The following is a 19,438-nucleotide window of genomic DNA, read 5'->3' as shown; positions in this document are numbered from 1 at the left end:
GTCAGGATCCTGTTCGCGAGTAGTTGTTCGACCGTGTAATCGTGTGCTCCGCTCGATCTTTCATTGATTCGTGGTAGGCAAGAACAGCGGACTGCACGTCGCTGCCGGCGGCGATTCGGGTTCGCAGATCGTAGGCATCGATGAAGGCTGTGTTGGCTCCCTCGCCTCCTGCCGGCGACATGGCGTGGATGGCGTCGCCTAGGAACGCGACGGGCACTCTCGAGCGGAACGTCATCTCCGGCACCACATCCATTGCGCGGAGGGTGATGCGGAAGGTGTCGTCGACGATGGCGTCGTGCAGAACGGCCGTCGCTCGTGGGTCCCAAGCAGACAAACGTTGTCGGGTGAATTCCACTAATTCCGCAGGATTCTGCCCCCGGGTGGGGAATTCGTCGGCCGGACCGAGGAGCACCCACATCACGTAAGGCTCGCTGATGGAGCTCGGCACATCGTAAGCACCGAGCGCCAAGGTCGTGGCACCGTCGGTGACACCGGTGAACCTGCTGTCGAGTACGGTTTTGCCGATCCAGGAACGGTTGCTGTCGGTAAGACGGCTACGCCCGTACAGAGCAGTGATCCCGAGCGGCTCCGGGTCGTATCCGGGCAGCAATCGGCGTCGCAATGCCGAGCCGACACCGTCCGCGGCCACGACCAGATCGAATCCCGCGAGGTCGTCGACCGAGTCGACGGGCGATGTCCAATGAATCGGAGCGTCCAGGGTCTTCGCCAACGACGTCAGTAACGTGCCGCGGTCGATGGCCCCGGGAGCACCGGGAGCTTTGCGACGCAGTATCAGCTCCAGGCTCGGTGAGTAGATGTCCACCAACGGAGTCGGCTGCCGATGCACGGTGGCTCGATATTCGGCGAAGTTCTCGGGTGAAAGGCACCCGCGGAGCGCACGGTCTCCGGCCACCGAGACATTGATTCGATAGCCCAGCCCGCCTGCGTCGTACGGCCGCCTGGCCTCGAACACCTCGACGTCCACCCCGATCGACCTCAGACCATGCGCGGCAACCAGGCCTCCGAGTCCTGCGCCTACCACCACTGCCCTCATCTCGACTCCTTTATCTTGGTAACTAAGATACTTAGACCGTAAGCTATAGTCGGGGCATGGCGCAACAGGAAATCGAAGCCAGGTCGACTCCGGGCGAACTTCTCGGCCGAGAGTTCATCACGTCGGTAGTCGTGTTTCACGAGGTCGTGGGCAGGGCCATGGGCCTGAGTCCGGTGGAGCGCAAGTGCATGGACGTGCTCAAAAGGCTCGGCCCGGTATCGGCCGGGGAGATCGCCGACCACACCGGACTGACGAGCGGTGCCGTGACGGGCCTGATCGATCGCCTCGTCAAAGCCGGCTTCGCGGAAAGAGCGCGGGACGAGCACGATCGTCGAAAAGTCGTCGTACAACTCACTACGAACGACGAGATGAACCGCCGCACAGAATCGATTTTCGGGCCACTAGGAGCCGACATGCACGAACTGATGTCGACCTATTCTGCCGAGGAATTGGCGGTGATAGCCGACTTCCAGCGCCGCACGTCCGATGTCCTCGTAGCCAACACTCGTCGACTGCTAGAACAACAAGCCGACCACGAGCGTTAAACCAGCTCGTCCCCCACGCTCGGGACGTCACTCATCGGCGGCAGCGGCCGCGAGCACAGGTCCTGGGCGTCGCCGTCGGACACTCCCAGCGCGAGCAGCACGGTGTACGCCATTCGGTCCACGGCCTCGCCGTCGTCACGATCGGGTTGCTCGAGCAGGAGCTGGCCGAGACCGAGCAACGCCCCTGCCACCAATGCCAGGGACAACTGAATGTCCTCGACTCGGAAATACCCTGCACCGATTCCGGCCACGATGTCTCTTGCCGCACGTGGACCGAGGCCGTGCTGCGACGTGATCAACTCGGGACCGGAGTGGATGAGTACCCGGCTCAGTTCCGGTTGCAGCCGAAAGAGTCGGCCGGATATTCGGAACGATCGAGTGAATGCCTCGGCGGGATCTGCGTCGGCGTCGGTCAACGAGTCCAGATAGCGTCCCAGCAGTTCCAGGGCACCGTCGACCGCCGACTGGAACAGCTGCTCGCGACTGACGAAGTGGTTGTAGAAGGAACCCATCCCGACGTCGGCCGCCTGGGTGATCTCCGCGATCGGAGCGTTCAGCTCGCCCCGAGCGATGAAGCCTTGCGCCGCCGCAATCAGCGCGCCACGGGTGCGCGCCTTCCGCCGTTCGAGGCGATTCTGGGTCTCCGCCATGTTCCCTACCTCTGTCTACGCTGGTCTACCCGCTGACCTTTCCTCACCGCTGACGAATTTGTCAATACTCTTGACTGACTCCGCAATCATAGGTGACGATAGTGTCAACAACGAGGGAGGGCTGATGGGACACGACGTCGACGGCCACAAGAACATGCATGTGGATCAGGGCGCGCTACCAGGCGAACACCCGGGGAAAGCCACCGACCCGATCGTCAAGGTGCGCGACATCGCCTGGCTCGAGTTCCGCAAACCCGATCTGGCCAAGGCCGAGGCGTTCGCCGTGGCGTTCGGATTCACCGTCTCGCTACGGACGTCCGAGGAGATTCACCTTCGCGGCACCCACATCGGCTCACCGTGCGTGATCATCCGACGCGGTAAGCGAACGCGGTTCGTAGGTGCAGCGTTCGCCGCCGCCGAGGATGCCGACGTCGTCCGACTCGCCGAGGCCACGGGGCAACGCGTCCACCGACTGCCCGACACCCTTGGCGGTATCGCCGTCACTCTGACCGATCCGGGCGGCCAGCCCGTTCAGGTCGTCTCGGGGTACACCGAGCACCCGGAGCTTCCGGGCCAGGACACACACACCTACAACTTCGGCGATCCACGCAACCGGGTGAACGCCACTCAGCGCCCACCGCATCAGCCCGCACGAGTACAACGACTCGGGCATGTGGTGCTGCAACGAGTGGACTACCTGGAGAACCTGAACTGGTACCTGCACCACCTGGGACTGATCGTCAGCGATTTCCTCTACTACGACGGCCAACGCGACCGAGGCCCGGTGATGAGCTTCATCCGCTGCGATCGCGGCAGCATCCCCTCCGATCATCACACGCTCGCCATGACTCTCGGTCCGTCCGACAGGTACGTGCACTCGGCGTATCAGGTGACCGACATCGACGCCATCGCCGCCGGTGGCGAATTCCTCACCGAGCACGGGTACAAGCATTCCTGGGGTATCGGCAGACACATCCAAGGCAGCCAGATCTTCGACTACTGGCGTGATCCCGACGGTTTCCTGGTGGAGCACTTCAGCGACGGCGACATGTTCGACAATTCGCTCGAACCCGGCTGGGCACCGATGACGGCGTCGGGCCTCGCACAGTGGGGCCCGCCCGCATCCAAGGACTTTCTCGGAATCGCGCCGAGCAAAGCGTCTCTGCACGAACTGAAATCGATCCTCTCCTCGCTACGCAACAACAACGAATTCGACACCGAACGCCTTCGCGGCCTGATGAAAGTGGCTTCCTCATGAGCATCGCTGTACTCCGCACCGCCGACGCCTGGTGGGTCGAGACCCCGAACGGAGCGTCGCGCATCGACACTTCGGCAACCACCACTGCCGAGCTTCTGGCCGATCGCGCGGCCGTGGACGCCGCCCGTGCCGGCACCGATGTCGTTGCGGTGGAGACACTGTCGCTGCTCTCCCCGGTCACCGCACCGTGCCGCGTGATGGCGAACATGACCAATTTCGTCTCGCACGTCAAGGATTCGGGCATGAACCCCGAGACGGTGCCGCTGACGTTCTTCCGGAAGACCTCGGGTTCGATCAGCGGCCCCACCGACGACGTCGTCAAGCCGCCGCACGTGAAACTTCTCGACTACGAGATCGAGATCGGTCTGGTGTTCGGCAAGACTCTCACCGTGGGCACCAAGATCGATGCCACCAATGTGGCCGAGTACGTGGCGGGACTCGTACTCACCAACGACGTCTCGGCGCGTGACGTGCAGCTGCCGAAAACCCAGTTCTACGAGGGTAAGTCGTACCCCACCTTCACTCCTGTAGGCCCACGATTGGTACTGCTCGAGCAGGGCGAGTTCGATCGATTCGGCGAGTTGGCCATGACACTCCGAGTGAACGGCACTGTTCGACAGGACAGTACGGTCGCAGACATGATCTTCCGGCCGGTCGAATCACTGAAGGCGCTGAGCAAGTTCCAGCGCATCGATCCCGGCGACCTGCTGCTCACCGGCACACCCGGCGGTACCGCCCTCAAGGCTCCCGCCAAACCGATCGAGATGATCGGTGCTTTGATTCCGCCGTCGGTCAAGTGGAAGGTCTTCTTCAAGAAGCAGGCCAAGAATCCCGACTTCCTGCAGGACGGCGACGTGCTCGAACTGACGAGCTCGACTCCCGACGGAGCCCTGGATCTGGGGGTTCAGCGCACCCGGGTCTCCTACCGATGAGCGAACACGAGCTCGACGGCGCGCACCACCGGGTGGTGATCGTCGGCGCTGGGCCGACGGGGATGACCGCCGCGCTCCAGCTGGCCCGGTACGGCGTACCCACTCTCGTCCTCGACCGATGGGCAGATGTCTATCCCCAGCCGCGCGCGGTCCACCTCGATGACGAGGTGTACCGAATTCTCCACGACATCGGTGTGGCAGAGGATTTCGCCGCCATCTCACGTCCGGCGCGCGGGCTACGACTGTGCACCAAGGACCTGCGGACCCTGGCCGAGTTCGAGCGCGATCCCGACGACAGACCGCACGGCTATCCGCAGGCCAACATGTTCGATCAACCCGAACTCGAGCGTCTGATGCGTTCTCACATCGCTCGCTACGACGGCATTGCGATGCGCGGTGGATGCGAGATCACCGATGTACAGAATCTGAAAGACAGCGTCCGGGTCTCGTACACGTCCACCGAGGACGGAACGCCGCATTGGGTGACCGCCGACTACGTTCTCGGGTGCGACGGTGCCAAGAGTGTGGTGCGCAGGTCCATCGGTTCGAAAATGGAGGATCTCGGTTTCGAGCAGCGCTGGCTGGTCGTCGATATCGAGACCGATGTCGACCTCGACCAGTGGGACGGTGTGCATCAGGTGTGCGATTCCGAGAGATCGGCGACGTACATGCGTATCGGAACCACGCGCTACCGCTGGGAGTTCCAGATGCTCGATGGCGAAACCCTCGACGAGTTCACCGATCTCTCGGCAATACACCCACTGATCGCACCGTGGTTCGTTGCGGCGGAGATCCCTGAGATGAAGCTGATTCGCAGTGCCGAGTACACATTCAAGGCACAGATTGCCGATCGGTGGCGTGATCGCCGGGTCTTCGTCCTGGGCGACGCCGCGCATCTGACGCCGCCGTTCATCGGTCAGGGAATGGGTGCAGGTCTGCGCGACGCCCGCAACCTGGTGTGGAAGTTGGTCGGCGCACTCGACGGACACGTGCCCCAGTCCGCGCTGGACAGCTACGAGACCGAACGAAAGACGCACGCCAAGGCCATGATCAGGCTGGCCGTGATGATAGGGCGGGCCATGACCGGCGGGAGCAAGCTCACCGGCATCATGCGGACCAACATCGCGCCCGTCCTCGGACATCTTCCGGTCATCGGCGACAAGGTCACCGCGAGCACTACGCCCTCGCTCGTCGGATCGCAGTACGTCCTGCGATCGCCGATGCAGCCTCGCTCACTCGCCGGACAACTCTGCCCGAACAGCTTGTTGGACAATGGGATGCGACTCGATGATCGGGCACCTGGGCAGTTCCTGTTTCTCGCGTCGACACCCCTGACCGTGGAGCAACGACGCGAAGTCCAGCGGCGCGGTGCCGCAGTGGTGGAAGTAGCGGCCTCGTCCGATCTCGGCTTGTGGCTGCGGCGCGGTCGCGCTGTTGCAGCGATCGTTCGTCCGGACCGGACGGTGATGTCGGCCGGCAAGTCGGTGCCGTCCCTGCACACCTCGGTGCCGAGCACCACACTGTGCACCAAAGATCGCCCCTCACCCAACGCGGCGAAACCTGTTCACACAACCCGTTCCACGCGCACAGCACCTCGCACAGCAACCAAGAGGCGTAGATGAATACTGCAATTGTCACCGGAGCGACGTCCGGAATCGGCGAGGCGATCGCCGAACTTCTCATCGCTCGCGGCTTTCGCGTCATCGGGACGAGCCGCAACAGCTCGGCCGTGGTCGAACCCATTCCCGGCGTCGACTACCGCGATCTCGACCTGACAGATCCGGCATCGATTCGCGCGTTCGTGGACGGAATCGGCGACACACCGATCGATGTGCTGATCAACAATGCCGGTGAAAGCCAATGCGGACCGATCGAAGAACTCCCCATCGAGGCGATCACCCGACTGTTCCAGCTCAACGTCTTCGGCGCGATCGAGCTGACCCAGGCTGTGTTGCCGGCCATGCGTGAGCGGGGCCGCGGCAGAATCGTCAACATCGGGTCGATGCTCGCCAGCTTCCCCCTGGCCTACCGCTCCTCGTACGCCGCAACGAAGGCCGCGATCAAGGGGTTCGCCACCGCGGCGCGGTTCGAGCTCGAGCCGTACGGAATCGACATCACCACAGTCGAACCCGGCTCGATCGCCACCGGGCTCTCGGCGCGTCGCACCAAGTACTGCGGACCGCATTCGCCGTATCTACGCGATTTCACCACGGTGATCGCGAAACTCGACGCCAAAGAGGCACAGGGCATCTCGGCCGAGACCGTCGCCAAGACAGTGTTGCGAGCGGTCGAGGACAAGAAGACTCTTCCGATCTACGCCGTCGGCAGCAATGCTCCTGCAGTGTTTCTCGCCCAACGATTGCTGCCGCGCACCGTGCTCGAGAAGTTCACGGCCCGGGCGTACGGCCTGCCGAGCAAGCGCCCGGTGAACTAGCGGAACAGCTGTGCGACAAACGGAATCGTGTCGGCCTGTGACTGGACGAGCGCTCCGCTGTGGTCGGCGTCGTACGTCCGAAACGTCACCGGCTGGCCGTTCGCGGTGAGTCTGGCGACGTAGGCGGCGGTGGTCGGGAACGGGACATCGGTATCGCGCACACCGTGTCCCATGAAGAACGGCTTGTCGAAACCTGCCTCGGGCATGGCCATGTAGTCGTCGAGCACGGCGGTGAACCCCGGCAGGCTGGTCAGCGGCGCGGTGAAGAAATCGCCGATCTTGACACCGTCGAGTTGCTCCTCGAGGTCCGCTACACACGCCGTCTCCGCCAGAGCCGCGTACTTCTGTCCGGTGGGGGTGAGGATACTGTCCAAGCCCAGCTCGGGATGCGAATAGCGAAGAGCAGCACCGATGTACGCGACGTATGCCGTCAGACCTGCCGGCAGCGCAACCGGCGGCATACCCGGTCCACCGATCGAGACGAGCTTCTCGATGTACGCGGGGGTTCCCGTGCCGACTGCCCCGCGATAGTCCAGATCCGGTCCACCGAATTCGGTTGCGTACCGAGCGGTGTAGATCGCTGCGCCGCCGCCCTGCGACTGACCGACCGCCACCCAGGAATTCGAGAGCTCGCTCGAGTAGTTGCGGCCTGCCTTGACCATGTCGACAACGTTGTGTGCGGTGGACCGCCCGTCCAGATATGCCTGCAAACCAGGCGTTCCGAGGCCTGCATAATCACTGGCCACAACGGCGTACCCTTGCGCGATCCAGTTCGCGAGGTACGGCAGATCTCGTTCGGCCAACGCAGGTCCCGCGACGGACGGTGCGCACGAGTCACCGAGTCCGGACGTGCCGTGGGCCCACGAGATCACCGGCCAACCGCCGTCCGGGGCAGTGCCCTGCGGCAGGAAGACGGTGCCGGTGCTGAGCGCCTTCTCGCCGAACGTGTCGGTGGTGACGTAGGTGAGCACTTCGGCCGAGGACGAACCGGGAATCCAGAAGTCCTGTGGCAGCTCACGACTGGAGACGACGTCACCGATGTCCTGCGTGATCGCCGGTGCTGCGGAGGCCGGGGCCGCGAGCAGTGTCGAACTCGCCATGCTGGAGGCGAGCGCTGCGACGACTGCGAGGACACCGATTCGACGACGAGCAATCACTGATTCTCCATTGCATTCGAGTGTGCGAGAACGCCACCGCGTTCGTCGATGCGCGCCACCTTGTAATACACGACAGCGCCGATCCAGACAACGAAGAACGTGCCGACGACGAGTTGGCCGGCCAGATTCAGATCGATGACGGCCAGTGCGTCCCACAGGCCACCGGTCAGCTCGAACTGCTCGGCAAGCAGGGTCAGCAGCTGCACCGTCCCGATCACCAGGGCTACGAAGACCGAGAGGCCCGTCATCGTCATGTTGTAGTAGATCTTGCGGACCGGGGTGACGAACGCCCAGCCGTACGCCTTGGACATGAAAATGCCGTCGATCGTGTCCATCGTGGTCATGCCCGCGGCGAACAGGACCGGCAGCGCGATGATCGCCATCGGTGGGAGTCCGCCTGCGATAGCGGTCGTGCCGGCGATGGCGAGCAGACCGACCTGAGTGGCGGTATCGAAACCGAGCCCGAACAACAGGCCGAGCGGGTACATCTGCCACGAGTGGTTGATCATCTTGTCGTAGCGGCCCCGGAACAGTCGATTCATCAAGCCGCGCTTGGCCAGCAGCTCGTCGAGCCCGGCCTCGGTGAACTCACCGCGTTTCGCGCGCCGCCACACCCCGACGATGCCGGCGAGGACCGCGATGTTCAGCGCGGCGATGAGATAGAGGAACGTTCCGGACACCAACGTGCCGATGATGCCGCCGACCCCGGCGAAAGCATCCTGGAATGCCGTCGCCTGCGAGGCGACGAAGGCAATCGCGGCGACGAACACGAACACGACGGTCGAGTGACCGAGCGAGAAGAACAGCCCGACGGCCAACGGCCGCTTGCCCTTCTGCAAGAGAAAGCGGGTGGTGTCGTCGATGGCGGCGATGTGATCGGCGTCGAACGCGTGCCTGAGACCGAGGGTGTACGCCAGCATGCCCGCTCCCGCGTAGACGAGGGTGCCGTCGGCTCCGGTCAGGCCGTGGATGCTGGGAATCGAGTCGTAGTGGGTGAAGAGCCCCCACCCGATCACATGCAACGCGGCAATGAAGCCGGCCATCGCCAGCAGCCGCGGAACCTCGTCGAGAGTGAATCGACTCTGCCGTCTGCCGAGCTCGACACGCGATAGTTGGGTCGTCATGTCGATCATTGTCTCCGATGGACGCGGGTATGCCGACTCGAACGAAGGTCGCGGTGCCCGGGGTCAGGATCCTCCAGGAGGGTCCGAGCCTTCCGACTGCCGGATGTATTCGTCGGCGATCTCGTCACTGGTGGTCAACCAGACGTCGGGTTGCGCCGCGAGGTAGGCCAGCGCGAGATCGAGATACTTGTGTCTGAAGGGTTGCCCGATCACGAAGGGGTGCAGAGCAAGAGGCAGGACCCGTCCGCTCGTCGTCGAATCCGCACGCAGTTGTTCGTAGGAGTCCACCACCATCTGGACGAAATCCGGACCGGTGAGGCCTTTGCCGAACAGCAGAAGATCGTTGAGTTCGACGGTGTATGGAACGCTGAGCATCCCCGGGGTTGTCAGCGGATACGGCTGGTCGTCGTTGGTCCAGTCCAGCACATATCGGTAGCCCAGCTCCGCGAGAATGGCCGGAGTGTGATGGGTCTCGGTCAGTCCCGGGCCCATCCAACCGCGAGGAGCGGTGCCTGTCGCTGCGCGAATGACGTCGGTTACCTCTTTCAGTACGCGCAGTTCTTCGTCCGGTTCGAGTCCACTGTGCAATCTCGAATTCGTGCGTCCATGCGCGAGCCATGTCCAATCTCGCTCCAGACCAGCGGCAATGATCTGTGGATAGTGCTCGACGACATCGGAATTGAGCAGAACACTGGGACGAATTGCATGACGATCGAGACTTTCCATTGTGCGCCAGATGCCGACGCGGGCACCGTAATCACGCCAACCGTGATTGAGCGCGTCCGGAGTCAGTGCCGAACTGCTCGGCCAGATGCTGGTCGACGGCTCGTCGAAGAGAAAGTGCTCGACGTTCAGCCCGACGTACACCGCAACCCGCGCGGAACCCGGCCATACGATCGGGGCTCGGTCGACGATGGGGCTGTACCTGTAGGGCGGCTCGAAGCGTGTCTCGTCTGTCATGGACGACACGGTAAAACCTGACACCCATGTCAGAGTCAACCGTCGAAGGTATAACCGAACCATGCGAATCGGGGAGTTGGCCCGCAGGACAGGCGTCAGTGAACGGTCTCTGCGGTACTACGAGCAGCAAGGACTACTCACTTCGGATCGCTCACCCTCCGGCCAGCGAATCTTTTCGGAGTGGGCAGTCGATCGTGTGGTGCACATCCAGCATCTGTTCGCTGCAGGAGTCGGCAGCAAAACCGTATCCGCTCTGTTGCCGTGCATGCGAGACGTCGATGGCCGGCCATCCGCAAACGCCACCGAAAAACTGTCCGAGGTCTTGACGACAGAGCGAGCGCGGGTGGACGAGGCCATCCGCAGCCTGCAGCGTTCCCGCGACACACTCGACGAGATCATCGACGCCGCGACGTGCGAATCTGGATAGTCGGACTCGATCGAACTGACGACGACGCCTCGCTCCTAGAGCGTTGTAGGTGACCTCAGCGCCCACTATTTCGTTCCGCAGGCGGAAATCGCGATCCTTGATTCGAATTGTGGGCGCTGAGGTCAGTGCGATACCCCCAACGCCCCCAGCGCCATAGCTCGCAGCACCGGACGAGCATTGCGTGACGGACTGCGCCCCGCACTGTAGGGCGTCGAGTTGATCAAGCCGAAGACCGCGTGCGCTGTGGTGCGTGCATCGGCCTCGTTCAACTCCGGGTCGACGGCACACAGCACCTCGACCCACAGTTCCACGTACTCGCGCTGCATTCGGCGCACCTTGCGTCGAGCTCCCTCGGGGAGGCTTTGCAGGTCGCGATCCTGAATGCGAATGAATGCCGGTGTCTCGAAAGCGAAATCGAGGTGGAACTCCACCAAGGCCGACACTGTCCGCGAGTCGACGGCCTCTCGGCCGACCACCTCGCGCCCGCCGTCGAGCAGATACTCCGAGATTCCGACCATCAATTCGACGAGCACCGCCTCCTTGTTCGGAAAGTGGCGATAGACGGCGGGACCACTGATTCCCACTGCCGCGCCCAGATCCTCGAGCCGCACGGAGGTGAACCCGCGATCGGCGAACAGCGATGCCGCGGCGTCGAGCAATTGTTGCCGGCGCTCGGCCTTGCGTTGCTCGCGCACGGTAGTCGGCTTTTCCAACTCCTGCACCCCCTCGACCCTGGACACTCAGTTAATCGTAGTTTACTATCGTGTCAGTTATCAACCATTAACTGAACTCCTGCGACACCGACGTCCGACCCCTAAGGCGTGCACCTCATGGCGATCGATACCGCTGCCAACCGCGCAGATCACGAGCTTCTCACCAGCGAACTCGCCGAACGGCTCGCCGCCGCGGCCCTGGGCGGCAACGAGAAGTCCCGGCAGCGACACATCGCCCGCGGCAAGCTGCTCCCCCGCGACCGCGTCGACGAGCTGCTGGATCCGGGCAGCCCGTTCCTGGAAATCGCCCCACTGGCCGCCAACGGTCTGTACGACGACGAATGCCCCGGTGCCGGTGTCATCGCCGGCATCGGCCGCGTCTCCGGACGCGAGTGCGTGATCATCGCCAACGACGCGACGGTCAAGGGCGGCACCTACTACCCGATGACGGTCAAGAAGCATCTGCGCGCTCAAGAAGTCGCGTTGCAGAACACCCTCCCGTGCATCTATCTCGTCGACTCGGGCGGCGCATTCCTGCCGCGTCAGGACGAGGTGTTCCCCGACCGCGACCACTTCGGCCGCATCTTCTTCAACCAAGCGACCATGAGCGCCAAAGGGATTGCACAGATCGCTGCCGTCATGGGCTCCTGCACCGCGGGCGGTGCCTACGTGCCTGCGATGAGCGACGAAGCGATCATCGTCAGGAACCAGGGCACGATCTTCCTCGGCGGCCCGCCATTGGTGAAGGCCGCGACCGGCGAGGTCGTCACGGCCGAAGAACTCGGCGGTGGTGATCTGCACTCGAAGATCTCCGGCGTCACCGACCATCTCGCCGACGACGATCGAGACGCACTGCGACGCGTGCGCCGCATCGTCTCCACTCTCGGACCGCGCACCACGCGGCCGTGGGACGTCGTCACCACCCGCGAGCCCGTTGCCGATCAGAGCGAGATCTACGACGTCGTGCCCACCGATCCTCGCACCCCGTACGACGTGCGCGAGGTGATCACCCGAGTGGTCGACGCAGGCGAATTCGACGAGTTCAAGGCCGAATACGGCAAGACACTCGTCACCGGATTCGCCCACCTCCACGGTCATCCCGTCGGGATCATCGCCAACAACGGCGTCCTGTTCGCCGAATCTGCCATGAAGGGCGCTCATTTCATCGAACTGTGCGACAAGCGCAGCATCCCGCTCGTCTTCCTGCAGAACATCACCGGCTTCATGGTCGGCCGCGACTACGAGGCAGGCGGCATCGCCAAACACGGCGCGAAGATGGTGACGGCTGTGGCCTGCGCCCGCGTCCCGAAGATCACCGTCGTCATCGGCGGCTCGTACGGTGCGGGCAACTACTCCATGTGCGGCAGAGCATATTCGCCCCGCTTCCTGTTCATGTGGCCCAACGCCCGTATCTCGGTGATGGGCGGTGAACAGGCCGCATCGGTGCTCGCCACGGTGCGTAGCGACCAGCTCGATGCAGCGGGCAAGCCGTGGGGCGACGAAGACAAGGAAGCGTTCAAAGCTCCGATCCGGGATCAGTACGAAAGTCAGGGCAACCCCTACTACTCGACGGCCCGGCTCTGGGACGACGGCATCATCGACCCTGCCGATACCAGGCAGGTTCTCGGACTGGCTCTCTCGGCGTGCGCGAATGCGCCACTCGAGCCGGTCTCCTACGGCGTTTTCAGGATGTGAGAGACGTGACCACGATAGACACCATTCTGATCGCCAACCGCGGCGAGATCGCAGTCCGAGTGGCACGCACGCTGCGTCGCATGGGGATTCGCACCGTCGCCGTCTACAGCGATGCGGACGCCGACGCCCGGCACGTCCGCGAAGCCGATACCGCCCTACGACTCGGCCCCGCCGGCGCTCGGGAGAGCTACCTCGACATCGGCAAGGTGATCGCCGCCGCGAAAGCCACCGGCGCACAGGGAATTCATCCCGGATACGGCTTCCTGTCCGAGAACTCGGAGTTCGCAACCGCCTGTGCCGCAGCGGGAATCGCATTCCTCGGGCCGTCGGCCAAGGCCATCGAAGTGATGGGCGACAAGATTGCCGCCAAGGCCGCCGTCAGTGCCTTCGGCGTCCCGGTCGTACCCGGCATCTCCCGACCCGGACTGTCCGACGACGACCTCATCGCCAGCGCACCCGAGGTCGGCTTCCCCGTCCTGGTCAAGCCGTCCGCAGGCGGCGGCGGCAAGGGCATGCGTCTGGTCGAGCGCGCCGAGGACCTCCCCGCGGCGTTGACGAGCGCTCGCCGCGAAGCGGCCTCGTCCTTCGGTGACGACACCCTCTTCCTCGAACGATTCGTGTTGCGGCCCCGGCATATCGAGGTGCAGATCCTCGCCGACGGACACGGCAACGTCATCCATCTGGGCGAACGCGAATGCAGTCTGCAGCGGCGACATCAGAAGGTCATCGAGGAGGCACCGTCACCGCTGCTCGACGAACAGACCCGGGCGCGCATCGGCGAGGCCGCCTGCAACACAGCTCGTAGTGTGGACTACTCCGGGGCCGGCACGGTCGAATTCATCGTCTCGGCGGACAGCCCGGACGAGTTCTTCTTCATGGAGATGAACACCCGCCTGCAGGTCGAGCACCCGGTCACCGAGATGGTCACCGGCCTCGATCTCGTCGAATGGCAGGTCCGGGTGGCTGCCGGCGAAGCGCTCACTCTGCGCCAGAACGACATTCAGCTGACCGGCCACGCCATCGAGGCCCGCGTCTACGCCGAGGATCCCGGCCGCGGATTCCTCCCCACCGGCGGCACCGTCGTCGGATTGCGTGAACCCACCGGCCCCGGCATCCGCGTCGACTCCGGCCTCGCCGTCGGAACCGAGGTGGGCAGCAACTACGACCCGATGCTCTCGAAAGTCATCGCCCACGGCCCCGACCGCAGCACGGCGCTACGCAGCTTGGATCGAGCGCTCGCCGACACCGCCGTGCTCGGAGTCGTCACGAACATCGAATTTGCGCGATTCCTGCTCGCCGACAACGACGTCCGAGCCGGCAATCTCGACACCGGACTGCTCGACCGGCGGGTCGAGGATTTCGTCGCCGCCGAGGTCACCGACGAGGCACTGATCGCGGCCGCGGCTATCGCCTGGCTCGATGTGTGGCAGGCGGCAGGCCAGGACATCTGGGGTACGCCGTCGGGATGGCGTGTGGGATCGCACGCGCCGTTCCACTGCCGTCTGGCATCGGGAGGGCGCACTGCCCACGTGTCCATCACCGGGACCCTCGAGGCGGCAACGGTCGTCGTCGACGACGGAATACCGCGCACTCTGCGAGCCGTGGTCGCCGGAGAATCGGTGGATGTGGTGCTCGACGATCGACGCGAAACGATGACGTTCGCCCGAATCGGTTCGGCCACATGGGTTTCCAGTTCTCGTGGTACCTGGCGTGTCGATCGGATCGCCGAGCCCAGTGTGCGTGAGAACGAAGCGCACTCCGGGGACGCCGAGATCCTCTCACCGATGCCGGGTTCGATCATCGCGATCGGAACCACCACCGGCAGCGCCGTCACCGCAGGCTCGGCCATCGTCGTCGTCGAGGCGATGAAGATGGAACACACCTTGACCACGCCCATCGACGGCACCGTCGAACTCACCGTTGCAGTGGGGGATCAGGTCCGCGTCGACCAGGTCCTCGCCCGAATCGTTCCCACCGACACCGAACAGGACCAGCCATGACCGATCATCTGTCTTCGTCGAATCTGCCCGACGAGTACCAGCAACTGGTGAAGTCCGTTGCCGACTTCACCCGGACCGTCGTCGCGCCGGTCTCGGCGAAACACGATGCCGAGCACTCGTTTCCGTACGAGGTCGTCACCGGGATGGCCGAGATGGGCCTGTTCGGTCTGCCGTTCCCCGAGGAATACGGCGGCATGGGCGGCGACTACTTCGCCCTGTGCCTGGCACTCGAGGAGCTCGGTAAGGTCGATCAGAGTGTCGCAATGACGCTCGAAGCCGGCGTCTCGCTCGGTGCCATGCCCGTCTACCGCTTCGGCAACGATGCGCAGAAGGAGCAGTGGCTGCCCAAACTCACCGCAGGCAAAGCCCTGGCCGCGTTCGGCCTGACCGAGCCCGGTGCCGGTAGTGACGCGGGCGGTACCAAGACCACCGCCAAGCGTGACGGCGGCGACTGGATCATCAACGGCAGCAAGCAATTCATCACCAACTCCGGCACCGACATCACCGAGCTCGTCACCGTCACAGCGGTGACCGGCGTCGACGAGACAACCGGACGCAAGCAGATCTCCTCGATCCTGGTGCCCACCGACACCCCGGGCTTCGTCGCGGAGGCTGCGTACAACAAGGTCGGTTGGAATGCGTCCGACACACACCCGCTCAGTTTCACCGATGTGCGCGTACCCCAGGAGAACCTGCTCGGCCAGGAAGGTCGCGGGTACGCGAACTTCCTGCACATCCTCGACGAGGGCCGCATCGCGATCGCTGCGGTATCGGTCGGTGCCGCGCAAGGCTGCGTGGACGAAAGCGTCAAGTACGCCAAGGAGCGTGAGGCCTTCGGTGCTCCGATCGCCCGCAATCAGGCGATCTCGTTCAAGATCGCCCGAATGGAGGCCCGTGCACACACTGCTCGGACTGCCTACTACGACGCAGCGGCATTGATGTTGGCGGGCAAGCCGTTCAAGAAGGCAGCGTCCATCGCCAAGCTCGTCGCCTCCGAGGCGGCAATGGACAACGCGCGCGATGCCACGCAGATCCACGGCGGCTACGGTTTCATGAACGAGTATGTCGTCGCCCGTCATTACCGCGACAGCAAGATCCTCGAAATCGGCGAGGGTACAACCGAGGTCCAGCTGATGCTGATCGCCCGGAGCCTGGGACTGTGAGCGACAAGCGCATTCGGCAACGCGGCCTGTGGTTCGAGGAGATGGAATTGGGCACCGTCTACGAACACCGCCCGGGACGGACCATCACCGAGGCCGATAACACGCTGTTCACCACGCAGACGATGAACACCCAAGCTTTGCACCTCGACGCCGCCTACAGCGAGACAACACCTTTCGGCCAGCGCCTGGTGAACTCGATGTTCACGGTCTCGACCCTCGTAGGGTTGTCGGTGACGCAGTTGACTCAAGGCACCATCGTCGCCAACCTCGGCTTCTCCGAGGTCTCCTTTCCCAAGCCTCTGTTCCACGGCGACACGCTGTACGCGGAGACGGTGATCACGGACAAGCGCGAATCCAAGTCTCGCCCCGGCGAAGGCATCGTGACGTTCACTCATACTGGCCGAAATCAGCACGGAGACATTGTCGCCATCGCCGTCCGCAAGACGTTGGTACGGATGCAACCTTCGGAGGACCCGTCGTGACCCCCGGGCAGGCCGGAGGCCGGTCGCAACATTGGGTTCCGCCGGGGCCGGCATGGCTTTTCTGCCCGGCAGACCGGCCCGAGCGTTACGAAAAAGCTGCTGCCCGAGCAGATGTGGTGATCCTCGATCTCGAAGACGCTGTCGGTGCTGCGGACAAGGCCGGTGCTCGCGAGTCCGTGGTGTCGACCGCTCTGGACGCTTCACGCACCATCGTCCGCATCAATGCGCACGGCACCGACGACCAGGCCGCAGATCTCCAAGCGTTGAAGCACACCGACTACACAACCGTCATGCTGCCCAAATGCGAATCGGCCGAACAGATTGTCGCTCTGGCTCCGTTGAACGTCGTCGCGTTGATCGAGTCTCCGCTCGGCGCGATGACGGTGTTCGACGCACTCGCGGCCGACAACGCCATCGGCGCCATGTGGGGTGCCGAGGATCTGGTGGCCGCCATGGGCGGCAATTCGAGTAGGCACGGCGACGGCTCATACCGTGATGTTGCACAGCATGTTCGGTCGCAGACGCTACTGGCCGCGAAGGCGCGCGGGGTGTTCGCGCTCGATTCGGTCTTCCTCGACATCCCCGATCTCGACGGGGTGCGTGTGGAGGCCGACGACGCCGTGGCCGTCGGTTTCGACGGCAAGGTTGCCATTCATCCGAGCCACATCCCGGTCATTCGCGACGCCTACGCGCCGACCCCCGAGGCGATCGAGTGGGCCACCGCGGTGCTCGACGCAGTGGCACACAATCGCGGCGTCTTCACCTTCCGCGGTCAGATGGTCGACGCACCCGTTCTGGCGCATGCTCGACGCATCATCGCGCGTCGGCCCTCGTAGTTCTCTCGCGCTCGGTCAGCCCGCCCCAGATTCCGTACGGCTCGTCGCATCGCTGGGCGTGGGCCAGGCAGGACTCGACTACCGGACATTGCCGACAGATGGCCTTTGCCTCGGCTTCGAGGCGACGAAGGGTGGGGCCACGCAATCCTCTGTCCGGGTAGAACATCGAGATCGGCATCGTTCTGCACCGGGCTCGAAGTTGCCATTCCCACACGCCGGCGATCGGCGGGGGCAGCCGCACGTCGAGTGATTTGCACTTCATGGTGTTCCGTCCTGAGATTCTCAGTGCATGTGGCTTCCACCGTTGATGTCGATCGTGGTGCCGGTGAGGTACGCGGCGTCCTCGGACGACAGGAACGTGATGACGGAGGCAACTTCGCGGGTGGTGGCCGTGCGTCCGAGCGGAATGCCCTGGGCGATGGCCTTTTCCTGTTCGTCGGTGCTGCCGACACGGATGTTGGTGTCCACAGCTCCCGGGGTGACCGCGTTGATCGTCACGCCCGTATCTTCCAACTCACGGGCCAGGGACTTGGTGAAACCGAGCAGAGCGGCCTTGGCCGAGGAGTACGGGACCTTGCCGAAGACTCCGCCGCCGCGTTGCGCCGAGACCGAGGACATGGTGATGATCCGACCCCACCGCCGCTCGATCATGTCAGGCAGGAATGCTTTGGTGACCAGGTAGGTTCCGGTGGCGTTGACCGCGAAGACCTTGTTCCAGAGCTCGACCGTGGTTTCGAGAAACGGCACCGGGGATGTGATGCCGGCGATATTCGCAACGGCTCCGACCGGTGGCAGGTTACCCGCGTCGATCTCTGATTTCGTTGCTGAATAGGCGTTTTGGACGGAGTCCTCGTCCGATACGTCGATGACGTGCCCAAACGCAGCGACGTTGTAGGCCGCGGCGATCTCGGCGGCGACCTTCTCGGACTTTTCGCCGTCGAGGTCGAGAATGACGACGCCCCAGCCGTCCTCGGCGTAGCGCTCTGCGGTGGCGCGGCCGATTCCCTTGTCGGAGGTAGCCCCGGTGATCACTGCGGTACGGATGGTTGTGGTCATGATGTCTCCTGGTGTGTGTCGAGTAGAAGTTCGGTTATCAGGTCTCCGGCGGCAGTGGTCGCCGCCGGACGTTGTTCGTCGGAGATGTCTCTCGTTTCGAGTTCGAGCGCGAAATGGCCGGCGAATCGCACGGATCGCAGGGCATCGATACCGCCACGGAAGTCGACCTCGCCGCGACCCACGCTGATGTTGATGTTGCCCGGCTCGTCGACGGCGTCGGCTCCATCGAGCCGGACGTCGCCTCGGGTCGCATCGCGAATGTGAACGTGCGAGATTCGGCTGCCCATCGACCGCGCGAAGTGAGCCGGGTCGCCGCCGGAGGCAACAATGTGGCTGAAGTCCATGACGATGCCGATCGCCGGATCGATGCGCTCGGCCAACGCGGCTGCGCGCCCGGTGGTGCAACAGAGTCGGAACACGTGCAGCGACTCGGTCCAGACGTCGACGCCGTGCCGATGTGCCCGTGTCGACGCATAGTTCAGGTTGGCCGCAACCCGATCGAGATCGGAGTCGAGAGACTCGATGGGCTCATGCGTGAGGGCACCGTTCGGTAGAACGAGCGCGTGCGCCCCCACCAGGGAGGCCAACTCGAGCAGTCGTTCGAGATGAAGGGACGCCTCGAGGTCGGTCGCCGGATTGTTCGGATCGCCGACATCACAATTGATCGACCGCACGGCCAGGCCTGAGCGCTGCACGGCCCCCGCCACCTCGCGAACACCACGATCGTCCAGGTCGAGGGGCACGTGGTCGCACACCCCGGGTAGCGATCCCAGGTCGATTTCCGCGAATCCGAGCTCGCCGATGACGTCGAGCGCACTGCCCAGAGGTAGGTGCCGAAACGAGATCGTCGAGCAACCCAGCCGCGAATCGAACATCCCAGTCTCCCTCCCGTCGTCGTGATCCGGACCACAGTAAGCACCTCTCAGCCTCTTCGTCAACCGTCGCCGGTTGA

20 protein-coding genes are annotated in these 19,438 nt (G+C 63.9%); 11 read left to right on the top strand and 9 right to left on the bottom strand.

All coding sequences use genetic code 11. From position 1 onward, the window contains the following. Position 1 precedes the first annotated feature (1 nt). A complete protein-coding gene (locus ACQR3T_RS12345) occupies positions 2 to 1,054 on the bottom strand; it encodes an FAD-dependent oxidoreductase (protein WP_428693593.1) in 1,053 nt (350 codons plus the stop codon). A gap of 56 nt (positions 1,055 to 1,110) precedes the next feature. Between ACQR3T_RS12345 and ACQR3T_RS12340 the strand changes: the two genes are divergently transcribed. After that, positions 1,111 to 1,599, top strand: coding sequence for a MarR family winged helix-turn-helix transcriptional regulator (locus ACQR3T_RS12340; RefSeq protein ID WP_428693592.1), 489 nt, complete (start codon positions 1,111 to 1,113; stop codon positions 1,597 to 1,599). Here ACQR3T_RS12340 and ACQR3T_RS12335 read toward each other — a convergent pair. Then, complete coding sequence (locus tag ACQR3T_RS12335; RefSeq protein ID WP_428693591.1) at positions 1,596 to 2,249, bottom strand: TetR/AcrR family transcriptional regulator; 654 nt, start codon at positions 2,247 to 2,249, stop codon at positions 1,596 to 1,598. The genes ACQR3T_RS12340 and ACQR3T_RS12335 overlap by 4 nt on opposite strands. Positions 2,250 to 2,373: 124 nt before the next feature. On the opposite strand from ACQR3T_RS12335, the gene ACQR3T_RS12330 reads away from it, so the two are divergent. The 4 genes from ACQR3T_RS12330 to ACQR3T_RS12315 are packed head-to-tail and all read left to right on the top strand — an operon-like array spanning position 2,374 to position 6,873. Then, a complete protein-coding gene (locus ACQR3T_RS12330) occupies positions 2,374 to 3,507 on the top strand; it encodes a VOC family protein (RefSeq protein ID WP_032377675.1) in 1,134 nt (377 codons plus the stop codon). Continuing rightward, on the top strand, positions 3,504 to 4,439 hold the full coding sequence (locus tag ACQR3T_RS12325; RefSeq protein WP_032377676.1) for a fumarylacetoacetate hydrolase family protein: 936 nt from the start codon (positions 3,504 to 3,506) through the stop codon (positions 4,437 to 4,439). Before ACQR3T_RS12330 ends, ACQR3T_RS12325 begins: the two co-directional genes overlap by 4 nt. Next, positions 4,436 to 6,061, top strand: coding sequence for a bifunctional 3-(3-hydroxy-phenyl)propionate/3-hydroxycinnamic acid hydroxylase (locus ACQR3T_RS12320; RefSeq protein ID WP_428693590.1), 1,626 nt, complete (start codon positions 4,436 to 4,438; stop codon positions 6,059 to 6,061). Before ACQR3T_RS12325 ends, ACQR3T_RS12320 begins: the two co-directional genes overlap by 4 nt. After that, positions 6,058 to 6,873, top strand: a complete 816-nt coding sequence (locus tag ACQR3T_RS12315; protein WP_032377678.1) for an SDR family oxidoreductase — start codon at positions 6,058 to 6,060, stop codon at positions 6,871 to 6,873. The genes ACQR3T_RS12320 and ACQR3T_RS12315 overlap by 4 nt, the downstream gene beginning before the upstream one ends. Here ACQR3T_RS12315 and ACQR3T_RS12310 read toward each other — a convergent pair. The 3 genes from ACQR3T_RS12310 to ACQR3T_RS12300 form a co-directional block, all read right to left on the bottom strand. Continuing rightward, the gene (locus ACQR3T_RS12310; protein WP_428693914.1) at positions 6,870 to 7,973 is read right to left on the bottom strand and encodes an alpha/beta hydrolase family protein; all 1,104 of its coding nucleotides are present in this window, start codon (positions 7,971 to 7,973) and stop codon (positions 6,870 to 6,872) included. The two genes, ACQR3T_RS12315 and ACQR3T_RS12310, sit on opposite strands and share 4 nt — an antisense overlap. Positions 7,974 to 8,026: 53 nt before the next feature. Further along, positions 8,027 to 9,154 carry a HoxN/HupN/NixA family nickel/cobalt transporter gene (locus ACQR3T_RS12305; protein ID WP_428693589.1) on the bottom strand — a complete coding sequence of 376 codons (1,128 nt, stop codon included), beginning with the start codon at positions 9,152 to 9,154 and terminating at the stop codon, positions 8,027 to 8,029. A 63-nt stretch (positions 9,155 to 9,217) separates the two neighbouring features. Continuing rightward, positions 9,218 to 10,114, bottom strand: coding sequence for a polysaccharide deacetylase family protein (locus ACQR3T_RS12300; protein ID WP_428693588.1), 897 nt, complete (start codon positions 10,112 to 10,114; stop codon positions 9,218 to 9,220). Positions 10,115 to 10,175: 61 nt separating this feature from the next. On the opposite strand from ACQR3T_RS12300, the gene ACQR3T_RS12295 reads away from it, so the two are divergent. Continuing rightward, positions 10,176 to 10,541, top strand: a complete 366-nt coding sequence (locus ACQR3T_RS12295) for a MerR family transcriptional regulator (protein ID WP_428693587.1) — start codon at positions 10,176 to 10,178, stop codon at positions 10,539 to 10,541. Between the two features lie 122 nt (positions 10,542 to 10,663). Here ACQR3T_RS12295 and ACQR3T_RS12290 read toward each other — a convergent pair whose 3' ends face one another. Beyond that, positions 10,664 to 11,281, bottom strand: coding sequence for an SACE_7040 family transcriptional regulator (locus tag ACQR3T_RS12290; RefSeq protein WP_428693586.1), 618 nt, complete (start codon positions 11,279 to 11,281; stop codon positions 10,664 to 10,666). A 90-nt stretch (positions 11,282 to 11,371) separates the two neighbouring features. Here ACQR3T_RS12290 and ACQR3T_RS12285 point away from each other — a divergent pair, with 90 nt between their 5' ends. The 5 genes from ACQR3T_RS12285 to ACQR3T_RS12265 are packed head-to-tail and all read left to right on the top strand — an operon-like array spanning position 11,372 to position 17,430. Continuing rightward, positions 11,372 to 12,949, top strand: coding sequence for a carboxyl transferase domain-containing protein (locus ACQR3T_RS12285; RefSeq protein ID WP_428693585.1), 1,578 nt, complete (start codon positions 11,372 to 11,374; stop codon positions 12,947 to 12,949). A gap of 5 nt (positions 12,950 to 12,954) precedes the next feature. Further along, complete coding sequence (locus ACQR3T_RS12280) at positions 12,955 to 14,949, top strand: acetyl-CoA carboxylase biotin carboxylase subunit (RefSeq protein WP_428693584.1); 1,995 nt, start codon at positions 12,955 to 12,957, stop codon at positions 14,947 to 14,949. After that, positions 14,946 to 16,112 (top strand): acyl-CoA dehydrogenase family protein, encoded by a 1,167-nt coding sequence (locus tag ACQR3T_RS12275; RefSeq protein WP_428693583.1) that lies wholly within the window; start codon positions 14,946 to 14,948, stop codon positions 16,110 to 16,112. The genes ACQR3T_RS12280 and ACQR3T_RS12275 overlap by 4 nt, the downstream gene beginning before the upstream one ends. Beyond that, positions 16,109 to 16,594: a MaoC family dehydratase gene (locus tag ACQR3T_RS12270; RefSeq protein ID WP_428693582.1), complete on the top strand. Its 486-nt coding sequence runs from the start codon at positions 16,109 to 16,111 to the stop codon at positions 16,592 to 16,594. Before ACQR3T_RS12275 ends, ACQR3T_RS12270 begins: the two co-directional genes overlap by 4 nt. After that, positions 16,591 to 17,430 (top strand): HpcH/HpaI aldolase/citrate lyase family protein, encoded by an 840-nt coding sequence (locus ACQR3T_RS12265; RefSeq protein WP_428693581.1) that lies wholly within the window; start codon positions 16,591 to 16,593, stop codon positions 17,428 to 17,430. The genes ACQR3T_RS12270 and ACQR3T_RS12265 overlap by 4 nt, the downstream gene beginning before the upstream one ends. Here ACQR3T_RS12265 and ACQR3T_RS12260 read toward each other — a convergent pair. The 3 genes from ACQR3T_RS12260 to ACQR3T_RS12250 are packed head-to-tail and all read right to left on the bottom strand — an operon-like array spanning position 17,408 to position 19,361. Beyond that, positions 17,408 to 17,692, bottom strand: coding sequence for a WhiB family transcriptional regulator (locus ACQR3T_RS12260; RefSeq protein ID WP_428693580.1), 285 nt, complete (start codon positions 17,690 to 17,692; stop codon positions 17,408 to 17,410). The genes ACQR3T_RS12265 and ACQR3T_RS12260 overlap by 23 nt on opposite strands. 20 nt (positions 17,693 to 17,712) lie before the next feature. Next, positions 17,713 to 18,486 carry an SDR family NAD(P)-dependent oxidoreductase gene (locus ACQR3T_RS12255; protein ID WP_428693579.1) on the bottom strand — a complete coding sequence of 258 codons (774 nt, stop codon included), beginning with the start codon at positions 18,484 to 18,486 and terminating at the stop codon, positions 17,713 to 17,715. Next, positions 18,483 to 19,361, bottom strand: a complete 879-nt coding sequence (locus ACQR3T_RS12250) for a sugar phosphate isomerase/epimerase family protein (RefSeq protein WP_428693578.1) — start codon at positions 19,359 to 19,361, stop codon at positions 18,483 to 18,485. The genes ACQR3T_RS12255 and ACQR3T_RS12250 overlap by 4 nt, the downstream gene beginning before the upstream one ends. Positions 19,362 to 19,438 lie beyond the last annotated feature (77 nt).

The organism is Rhodococcus sp. IEGM1428, assembly GCF_050321865.1.
GTDB lineage: Bacteria > Actinomycetota > Actinomycetes > Mycobacteriales > Mycobacteriaceae > Rhodococcoides.
The sequence above is the reverse complement of the archived record's forward strand: the minus strand, read 5'-3'. Positions and strand labels throughout refer to the sequence as shown.